The sequence below is a fragment of the Dorea sp. BIOML-A1 genome, assembly GCF_009875615.1.
In the GTDB taxonomy this organism is placed as follows: Bacteria; Bacillota; Clostridia; order Lachnospirales; family Lachnospiraceae; genus Dorea_A; species Dorea_A amylophila.
In genome coordinates this window covers 1-7,071 of sequence record NZ_WWSA01000052.1, presented here as the reverse complement: position 1 = coordinate 7,071, position 7,071 = coordinate 1, and the positions used below count along the sequence as shown (strand labels likewise).

6 protein-coding genes and 1 tRNA gene are annotated in these 7,071 nt (G+C 41.4%); all 7 read right to left on the bottom strand.

What is annotated here, in order from left to right; all coding sequences use genetic code 11:
• Positions 1–192 precede the first annotated feature (192 nt).
• Positions 193–1,860 carry a nucleoside kinase gene (locus tag GT508_RS14060; RefSeq protein WP_161144494.1) on the bottom strand — a complete coding sequence of 556 codons (1,668 nt, stop codon included), beginning with the start codon at positions 1,858–1,860 and terminating at the stop codon, positions 193–195.
• An 87-nt stretch (positions 1,861–1,947) separates the two neighbouring features.
• Positions 1,948–2,742 carry a Nif3-like dinuclear metal center hexameric protein gene (locus tag GT508_RS14055; protein ID WP_161144493.1) on the bottom strand — a complete coding sequence of 265 codons (795 nt, stop codon included), beginning with the start codon at positions 2,740–2,742 and terminating at the stop codon, positions 1,948–1,950.
• 19 nt (positions 2,743–2,761) lie between these two features.
• Positions 2,762–3,457 (bottom strand): tRNA (adenine(22)-N(1))-methyltransferase, encoded by a 696-nt coding sequence (locus GT508_RS14050; protein WP_161144492.1) that lies wholly within the window; start codon positions 3,455–3,457, stop codon positions 2,762–2,764.
• Positions 3,458–3,471: 14 nt separating this feature from the next.
• On the bottom strand, positions 3,472–4,581 hold the full coding sequence (rpoD, locus tag GT508_RS14045) for an RNA polymerase sigma factor RpoD (RefSeq protein ID WP_055281247.1): 1,110 nt from the start codon (positions 4,579–4,581) through the stop codon (positions 3,472–3,474).
• 39 nt (positions 4,582–4,620) lie between these two features.
• Positions 4,621–6,399, bottom strand: coding sequence for a DNA primase (gene dnaG / locus GT508_RS14040; protein WP_055281245.1), 1,779 nt, complete (start codon positions 6,397–6,399; stop codon positions 4,621–4,623).
• 159 nt (positions 6,400–6,558) lie between these two features.
• A tRNA-Leu gene (locus GT508_RS14035) sits at positions 6,559–6,643 on the bottom strand.
• Positions 6,644–6,751: 108 nt separating this feature from the next.
• A partial coding sequence (locus GT508_RS14030; protein ID WP_243144137.1) for a DUF5662 family protein occupies positions 6,752–7,071 on the bottom strand: 320 nt, incomplete at its 5' end.

Sequence of the window (7,071 nt, the reverse complement as noted above, 5' to 3'; positions counted from 1 at the left end):
AAGCACCGTTAAAGGAACGAAGCGAACGTGTTTGAGGCGAACGCCGAGTTTGAGCGTAGTTCCTTTGCTTTTAGGTGCTTCTGACTCTCTTAGTGTTTCTTATGGTATGGAACCTGAACAAGAAGCCTTATCTATTGTTTTCTTCAAGGACTGAGAAGCCGCTTCCCCGTTAATAAATTAAATCCCAAAAAATCACACGTGAAAACACCCGCCCCCTATAAACTCTCTAAGTAATGAATTCGCCGGTACATTCTCACTTCCGATTCCAACAAAGTAATCAAGGAATTTCAATAAACGTTTTGCTTCCAAATATTCCGGACAGTCTCGTTCAATTCCAAAGAGCTGAGCTTCTACGTATGGTTTCAATACTGCAAGTTCATAGATCAATGCTGAATTAAACATCACATCTGCCTCTTCCTGATAAGGAAAAATATTCCTCTCTTCTCCTTTTCTCACCGCCGGCCACATACGGATCGTCTCCTTTGCTGATGTACCTCTGGTTCTTGCATCGCGTACAATTCTGCGGATCAGACGTCCATCTGTTGTCGGGATGCGGTTATGCTCATCAATATTCAGCTGTGTAAGTGCACTGATATAAATCTTAAACTTATTTTCATCCGGAAGCTTTCTGGTCAATTCCGGATTCAGACAATGAATTCCCTCAATTACCAGCACTTCGTTTTCTTTTAATTTCTTTGGCCTTCTTTTGTATTCCTTATGACCGGTTACAAAGTTAAACTCCGGTATTACGACTTCTTTTCCCTCCAGGAGTTCCTGAAGCTGAAGATTGAATAATTCCACATCAACCGCACCAAGTCCTTCAAAATCAAATTCTCCATTCTCATCTCTTGGTGTCTCTTCGCGTTCTTTAAAATAATTGTCCACAGCAATCGGATACGGACACAATCCATTCGCCCGCAGCTGCACAGACAGTCGATGTGAAAAAGTAGTCTTACTCGAAGACGATGGTCCTGCAATCAATACAAAGCGGACATCCGAACACTCTTTGATCTGTTCAGCGATCTGTGCAATTTTTTCTTCCTGAAGTGCTTCCTGCACCAATACCAATTCGTTCACATCACTTTTTGTAATCTTGTCGTTCAGGTCTCCAACTGTTTCGATACCCTGAATATCTCCCCACTTGGTTGATTCCTGCAGCACACGGAACAAGTGATTCTGCGGTTCGAACGGAGGTACTGCTTCCGGCTCATTCATCACCGGCATCTGAATCACAAATCCCTCATCGTACAGGTACAATTTAAAATATTTCAGATATCCGGCACTCGGTACCATATATCCATAATAATAATCTTCAAATTCATTCAAACTGTAAATGTTCACCCGAGACACTCTCCGGTAATGGAACAGCCGTTCTTTATCGTGCATGCCATGCTGTCCGAACATTGCAATTGCATCATCTGTATGCACGCTTTTTTTTCTGATAGGAAGATCCATTTCCACCATAGCTCTCATACGGCTTTCTACACGATCAAGAAATTCCTGTGTAAGATCAATATTTCCTTCTATCGTGCAATAATAACCCTTACTTACAGAATAATGAATTCTGACTTTATCGATATTCTTATGTTCTTCCACATCATAAATTGCTTTCACGAGCATCAGGCTCATACTTCTCCGGTAACTTTTATAACCCAGCGGATCCGCAGTCGTCACAAATTTCAACTCACAATCAGTTTCCAGTGTCTTGAACAATTCCTGAAGTCGTCCATCCACAAATACCAGCACAATATCATGCTGATATTCCTGCTGATATGTTCTGGCTATCTCCTGATATGTCGTTCCTTTTTTGAATTTTTTGTCTGTTCCATCTACATGGACCGTATATAAAATATCATTCATAGACACACCTCATTTTCACACTTTTACTTTGGCCGTTTCATAACTTCCTCATCTCATTTTGCCTCTGGCTCACAGACTTTCTCATCTTTACACAAGCAGAAACGGATGAATGATCGGAGCCGCAATAACTTCCACATCTTTCAGATTCTTTTCCAGATACTGTCTCATATCTTCAATAAAAATGTGCTCGATTCCATAATGACCGCCATCTATGATTGCCAGCCCCCGTGCCACTGCATCAATTCCTTCATGATGACCGATATCTCCGGTAATCAGTACATCTGCATGTTTATCCAGGGCTGCCTGGATCACACTTTTCCCGGAACCCGGACAGATTGCAATACGCTTCACTTTGTCTTCCAAATTACCGAACACCTTTACTGCTTCCAGATGAAATGCATCTTTTACATCCTCACAGCACTCTCTGAGCGTCATAGGAATCTCAAGATCTGATACTCTGCCGATCCCTTCCGGCTCATCTTCTTCCCCGATATCACCTTCTGCCGTCACTTCCAGTATCTCAGCGTCTTTCATATTCATCTTGTCTCCGGAAAGTTCCGCCATTCCCAGTACATCATAATTCGTATGCATTGCATAATAAGAAATGTCGTTCTGAATCAGTTTAAGAATACGACCTCCTACAAAATCAAGATTATGAATTTTCTTGATCGGTGAAAAGATCATCGGATGATGTGTAATCAGCATATCTGCACCATTCTTAACCGCTTCATCTATTACTTTATCTGTTGCATCCAGTGCGATATATATCTTTTTCACTTCTTTATCGTCTCTCCCCACCAGAAGTCCGACATTATCCCATGAAAGTGCGTAATTCAGCGGATATTCTTTTTCAATTACATTCATTACATCTCTACACAACATCTTACATACTCCCTTTCTTCTACTCGTAATACTTCAATGCCTCTTGCGTCAGTATGATCTCCTTTTTCAGTTCTTCCATTCTTCTGGCAGCACTTTCACTGTTCTGATGTTTAAAAAGCTGCCCGAATACATGCTCCTTAATTGCCATCTCCCTGTCCAGATATTTCTTGAGTACCGGATGCCGCTGCTTCAGCAGACATTTTCCATATGTATATTCACATACAGTATACTCTTCTTTTTCTCCATGTATGACTTTCATCATCGGATAAAATTTCCCATCTTCTTCTACCATATTCTCCTCTATGATCTGAAGCCGATGTTCATTCAAAAATCGTCTGACTTTTCCAATCTCCGACTGTGGCTGCAGGATCATTGTATCCAGCGCATCTGCTACCATTCTTCCTTCCATCAGGATTTTTATCACCAGACCGCCGCCCATGCCGGCAGCAATCATCGTATCCACTTCTCCCGGAAGGACTTTTTCCAATCCGTCCGAAAGTCTGGTTTCTATCTTTTCTTTCAATCCATGGCCGACTATATGCATTCTGGCTCTCTCCAAGGGACCTCTGTTGATATCCAGTGCGATCACTTTCTCCGCTATATGATGTTCTATCAGGTAAATAGGAATATAGCCGTGATCTGTACCGATATCTGCAACAGAAGCGCCCTCTGTCACCAGATCTGCAACTGCCTGCAGTCTCTTTGATAGTTCCATAGGCGCCTCTTTTCTTAATCTAAATAATCTCTTAATTTTCTGCTCCGGCTTGGATGACGCAGCTTGCGAAGTGCTTTTGCCTCAATCTGACGGATACGTTCACGGGTAACATCGAATTCTTTTCCTACTTCCTCCAGTGTACGTGCACGTCCATCGTTCATACCGAATCTTAATCTCAATACTTTCTGTTCCCTCTCAGTCAGAGTATCTAGAACTTCATCCAACTGCTCTTTCAAAAGTGTCTGAGCTGCCGCTTCTGCCGGTACCGGCACGTTATCATCCTGAATAAAGTCTCCGAGATGACTGTCTTCTTCTTCACCGATCGGAGTCTCCAATGATACCGGTTCCTGTGAAATTTTTAAAATCTCTCTTACTCTTTCTACCGGCATATCTAATTCTGCCGCAATCTCTTCCGGCGTAGGTTCACGTCCTAATTCCTGCAACAACTGTCTAGATACACGAATCAATTTATTGATCGTCTCTACCATATGAACCGGAATACGGATTGTTCTTGCCTGATCTGCGATTGCTCTCGTAATGGCCTGTCTGATCCACCACGTAGCATAAGTACTGAATTTAAAACCTTTGTGATAATCAAATTTTTCTACTGCTTTAATCAGACCCAGGTTTCCCTCCTGAATCAGATCCAGGAATAACATACCACGTCCAACATAACGCTTTGCAATACTTACAACCAGACGCAAATTCGCTTCTGCCAGTCTTTTCTTTGCTTCTTCATCGCCCTCTGCCATTCTCTTGGCAAGTTCTACTTCTTCATCTGCCGACAGAAGCGGTACTTTACCAATCTCTTTCAGGTACATACGGACCGGATCTTCAATGCTGATTCCATCCGGCACCGAAAGGTCGATTTTCTCCACATCAATATCATCTTCGTCTGACATCACAATATCATCCGGTATATCATCGTCATCATTACTGATTCTGAGCACATCAACATTATTTGCTTCCAGGTAATCGAATACTTTTTCCATCTGATCAGAATCAAGTTCCATATCAGAGAAAAAATCATTGATTTCCTGAATCTCCAGGATTCCTTTTTTCTTCTTTCCAAGTGATACAAGTTCTCTTAACTTTTCCTGGAATTTTACGATATTTTCGTCCATGTAGTGTCCATCCTCTCATTGCTTGTTTATATTTTATCCTTAATTAATGGAAATATGCAGTGTCCGCAGATCCTGCATTTTTCTTTTTTCATTCATCAGGCGCTGCAGTCCCTGAATGTCTGTAGGATCCAGATTCTTCGTCGCTTCTTCAATACTGTGATCTTTGACCCGTAGAATTGTCTCCTGCAATGCCTTTTCCTGTTCTTTCACAGTTGTCAGTTCTTTGATCTTCGTATGGAACAGACCTGCCACTTGCCGATGTTCCTCTTCATCTGTAAAGTGATTCATGATCTGAGCCGGATTAACCTCATGCTTTTCATATTGTTCATACAAAAGTTCTGCCACTTGCCGGAAAAGCCCTTCCGAAAAATCTTCCGGTGTAATATACTTTTCAATCTGTCGAAAGATATCTTCACTTTCAATCAGCCATGTGAGCAGTATTTTCTGAGACACCAGAATTCCATCTTCTTTTTTATTCTTCCTGTTATTCTGTATCTCCCTGGGTCTTTCAACCGGTTTTGCAAGTCCTGCCTGTACCGCCATCTTTCCAACCAGTTTCCTGAGATCTTCAAATCCGACATGATAGGCTTTCGCCACTGCTTCTATGTAGTTATTGCGTTCAATCTCTTCTTCAAACTGTGTCAGCCTTCTCGCCGTTTCTTTCATAAACTCCGTCTTTCCTTCTGGCGAATTCATATCATACTCCTTCTCCAGCACTTCCAGACTGTACATAAATACATTTCTCGCACTTGCAATCCGTTCTTCGAATTTCTCTGCTCCCAAATTCTTAATAAATTCATCCGGATCTTTATACGGTTCCATCCTTATGATCTTAGCAGTAATCCCTGCATCTCGTAAAATCGGCATGGCTCTTAATGCTGCCCTTGTACCGGCTCCGTCACTGTCATAAGTCAGATACACTTCCTGTACATATCTGCGGATCAGTGCAGCATGTCCCGGTGTCAACGCAGTTCCCAATGACGCAACAGCATTGGTGAACCCTGCCTGGTGAAGTGAAATCACATCCATATATCCTTCACACAAAAGGAAATATGGCTTCTTGGTACGTCTTGCCCTGTTCAATCCATACAAATTCCGGCTCTTATCAAAAACCATTGTTTCCGGTGAATTCAGATATTTTGGTTTTGCATCTCCCATCACACGACCACCAAATCCGATTACCCTGCTATTGACATCCATAATCGGAAACATCACACGGTTCCAGAACTTATCATACACACCATTCTTTTCATCAATACTGATCAGTCCTGCTTTGGCAATCATGTCATCCTTATATCCTTTCGACTTCAAGTAACGGTACAGATCATCACTGTACTTATTCGAATAACCCAGACCAAATGCCTTGATCGTCTCGTCACTGAGCTGTCTTTTCTTAAAATATCCAAGTCCTACGGCTCCTTGACTGCTCTTAAGCTGCACGTAATAATATTGCGCTGCAGCTTTGTTGATTTCCAAAAGAATCGCCCTTGTATCCGCACGTTCTTTTGCCTCTTTCGAGTATTCTTCCTCCGGAAGTTCTACCCCTGCTCTGTCTGCCAGATATTTCAGCGCCTCGACAAATGTATAATTCTCATACTCCATCAAAAATGTAAATACATTTCCTCCGGCACCGCATCCAAAACAATAATACATCTGCTTCTGCCTGCTGACAGAAAAAGACGGAGACTTTTCATTGTGAAACGGACACAGGCCAAAATATGAGCTGCCTTTTTTCTGCAGTTTTACATAAGTAGATATTACATCTACAATATCATTTCTTGATCTTACTTCTTCGATAATCTCATCAGAATAATACATTTTGAATCTCCTCATTATTATTATTCGACAAAACTTTTTGATTTCCTTTAATTTTTCTCTTTTTTATTAAAATTTCTTATCGTTAATCAGAAAAAATTATTAGTATGTAAAAAAATAAGAAACCCAAAACAAATCAAGGGTTTCCATCTTTTAGATGAATGCGGAAGATGGGACTTGAACCCACACAAGCGCAATGCTTACAAGATCCTTAGTCTTGCTCGTCTGCCAGTTCCGACACTTCCGCATTCATCTTTGCTCTCTCGCGAAGACAAGATATATAATACATCGAAATTGTTATTGTGTCAACAGTTTTTTTGAATTTTTTTATTTTTTTGAACTATTGCATAAACTGTTAATATTTCTTCTGTTTCAAAAGGACTCTCTTAATATACCGGAAAGTTTTTTCCTCTCCCTCTTCTGCCAGCATTTTCAACAATTCGTGCAGAAGGCCTGCTGTATCCGGATGGATCATTTTTCCAAGCCGCCCGGCTCCCTTCTCATAATACTCCAATGGATGATTGTCTCTGTATGCGTCCCCCTGATATGTCTTAGATGCCGCAATACGATCCATGAACATCTCCACAACATATTGAAGCGGCATCTTAAGGCCTATGATACCTTCCCCCGGATCTACACTATAATCGATAGTGTAGATCCGGGGGAAGGTATCAT

What these genes read in the sequence shown, in the direction of transcription:
- GT508_RS14060 (WP_161144494.1), bottom strand. Translation starts at nt 1,860, where the DNA reads ATGAATGATATTTTATATACGGTCCATGTAGATGGAACAGACAAAAAA.
- GT508_RS14055 (WP_161144493.1), bottom strand. Translation starts at nt 2,742, where the DNA reads ATGTTGTGTAGAGATGTAATGAATGTAATTGAAAAAGAATATCCGCTG.
- GT508_RS14050 (WP_161144492.1), bottom strand. Translation starts at nt 3,457, where the DNA reads ATGGAACTATCAAAGAGACTGCAGGCAGTTGCAGATCTGGTGACAGAG.
- rpoD (WP_055281247.1), bottom strand. Translation starts at nt 4,581, where the DNA reads ATGGACGAAAATATCGTAAAATTCCAGGAAAAGTTAAGAGAACTTGTA.
- dnaG (WP_055281245.1), bottom strand. Translation starts at nt 6,399, where the DNA reads ATGTATTATTCTGATGAGATTATCGAAGAAGTAAGATCAAGAAATGAT.